Below are 2,282 nucleotides of genomic sequence, written 5' to 3' on the forward strand. Positions count from 1 at the left end.
TCGCTGGGCTGGCACCTGCCGGACCTGGTACTCCCGGGGGTGGAGATGCTCGGCAACGTGGCGATCCCGCTGATGCTCGTCGCGCTGGGGATCCGCCTCACGGAGGTGGACCTCTCGTACTGGCGCATCGGCATCGGTGGCGCGCTGATGGCACCGGTGACCGGGCTGGCCATCGCGGTGCCGTGGGTGCTGATCTTCCAGCCGCCGCAGCCGGTGGCCGGGATGCTGCTGGTCTTCGGCGCACTGCCACCGGCGGTGCTCAACTACATGCTCTCCGAGCACTACGACCAGGAGCCCCAGGCGGTGGCCTCCATCGTCGCCCTGGGCAACCTGATGTCGCTGGGTGTCATCCCGGCGGTGCTGTACTTCGCGCTGCCCTAGGGCGTTCGCACCTCCGGCGGGGCGACCCACGCCGCCGCTCGTGTCATCGGCGGTCCGTCAAGGCAGAGAGGAAGGGGGAGGGGCCGGGCGGCGCGGGGATACGCCGCCCGGGCTCGCGCAGGATTCCCGCCTCAGCCGAAGAGCTCGTCGATGGCGGCGATCTCGTCCAGGGACTCCGGATTCGCCAGCGCCTCGCGGTTGTTGACGGTGTCGCCCCGCAGGATCTTGGTCACCGCCAGCTCCACCTTCTTGCCGCTGCGGGTGTAGGGGATCTGGTCGACGGCGACAATCTTCGCCGGCACGTGGCGCGGGCTCGCCCCCTCGCGGACGCGGCTGCGGATCTTGCGCTGCAGCTCGTCGGTGAGCGCCTGGCCCTCGTTCATCACCAGCATCAGCACCACGCGGACATCGCCGTTCCACGGCTGACCGACGACGATGCTGTCGGCGATCTCGTCGATGGTCTCGACCTGCCGGTAGATCTCGGCCGTGCCGATGCGCACGCCGCCCGGATTGAGCGTCGCGTCCGAGCGGCCATGGATGACGCAGCCGCCGGTCTCGCTGAAGCTGATGAAGTCGCCGTGGGCCCAGACACCGGGGAAGGTCTCGAAATAGGCCCCGCGGTAGCGGGCGAAGTCCGGGTCGTTCCAGAACTGCACCGGCATGCTCGGCGTGGGCTGGGTGCAGACCAGCTCGCCGCGTTCGTCGATGACCTGCTCGCCGTCCTCGTTGAACGCCTTCACGTCCATGCCGAGCATCGCGCACTGGATCTCGCCGCGGCGGACCGGGAGGATCGGGCAGGCGCCGACGAAGCAGGAGAGGATGTCCGTGCCACCGGAGATGGAGCCCAGCAGGACCTCCGGGCTGATGTGCTCGTAGACGTAATCGTAGTCCTCGGGCAGCAGCGGCGAACCGGTGGAGAAGACGACCCGCAGGTTGGAGAGGTCGTGATCCTCGCCCGGGTGCAGCCCCTTGTTGCGGCACCCGCCGATGAACTTGGCGCTGGTGCCGAAATGGGTCAGTCCCTCGCGCTCGGCCATCGCCCAGAGCACGTCCAGATTGGGATAGCCCGGCGAGCCGTCGAAGAGCACCAGTTCCGCGCCGGTAACCAGTCCTGACGCCAGCCAGTTCCACATCATCCAGCCGGTGGTGGTGAAGTAGAAGAAAGTGTCGTCGCGCTTGACGTCGCCGTGGAGCATCAGCTCCTTGCTGTGCTGGAGCAGCACGCCACCGCCACCATGGACGATGCACTTCGGCGCGCCCGTGGTCCCGGAGGAGTAGACGATCACGATGGGGTGGTCGAAGGCCACCTGCTCGAAGTGCACCTCACCACCGCGGCCCTCGCTGAGCGCGGCGTCCCAGGACACCACACCGGCGTCGTCCGGGATCGGCTCCTCGGGCAGGTTGGAGATGACCACCGCGCACCGGATCGAGGGAATGCGCTCGCGCAGCTCCGCGATCTGCTCGAGACGGGCGAAGGTCTTGCCGTTGTAGCCGTAGCCGTTGACGGCGATCAGCACCTTGGGCTCGATCTGGCCGAAACGGTCGTAGATGCCGTTGGCCCCGAAGTCCGGGGAGGCGGACGACCAGATCGCGCCGAGCGCGGTGGTCGCGAGCATGCCGATCACCGCCTCGGAGGTGTTGGCGACGATGCCGGCGACCCGGTCGCCGGGGCCGACACCCTGCTCGCGGAGGAAGCGCTGCAGCCCCGCGACCTCGCCGAGGAGCTCGCCGTAGGTGAGCTGCTGACGCGGCCGGGTCTCGGAGATCTCGGTGATCGCCACCTTCGACGGATCGCCGTGCAGCGCCTCGCGGAGCAGGTTCTCGGCGAAGTTCAGCCGCGCCCCGGGGAACCACTCCGCGCCGGGCATCTCCCGGGCGCCGAGCACCTGCTCGTACGGTGC

General features: G+C 68.9%; 2 protein-coding genes. One reads left to right on the plus strand and one right to left on the minus strand.

Going from position 1 to position 2,282, the window contains the following annotated elements; all coding sequences use genetic code 11:
- On the plus strand, positions 1–381 hold a 381-nt coding region (locus G7A99_RS18300; protein ID WP_205599915.1), incomplete at its 5' end, for an AEC family transporter.
- 131 nt (positions 382–512) lie between these two features.
- Here G7A99_RS18300 and G7A99_RS18305 read toward each other — a convergent pair.
- Positions 513–2,282 (minus strand): acetoacetate--CoA ligase (locus G7A99_RS18305; RefSeq protein WP_163142877.1); only part of this gene is annotated, 1,770 nt, incomplete at its 5' end.

It is taken from the genome of Arhodomonas sp. KWT, assembly GCF_010993615.1.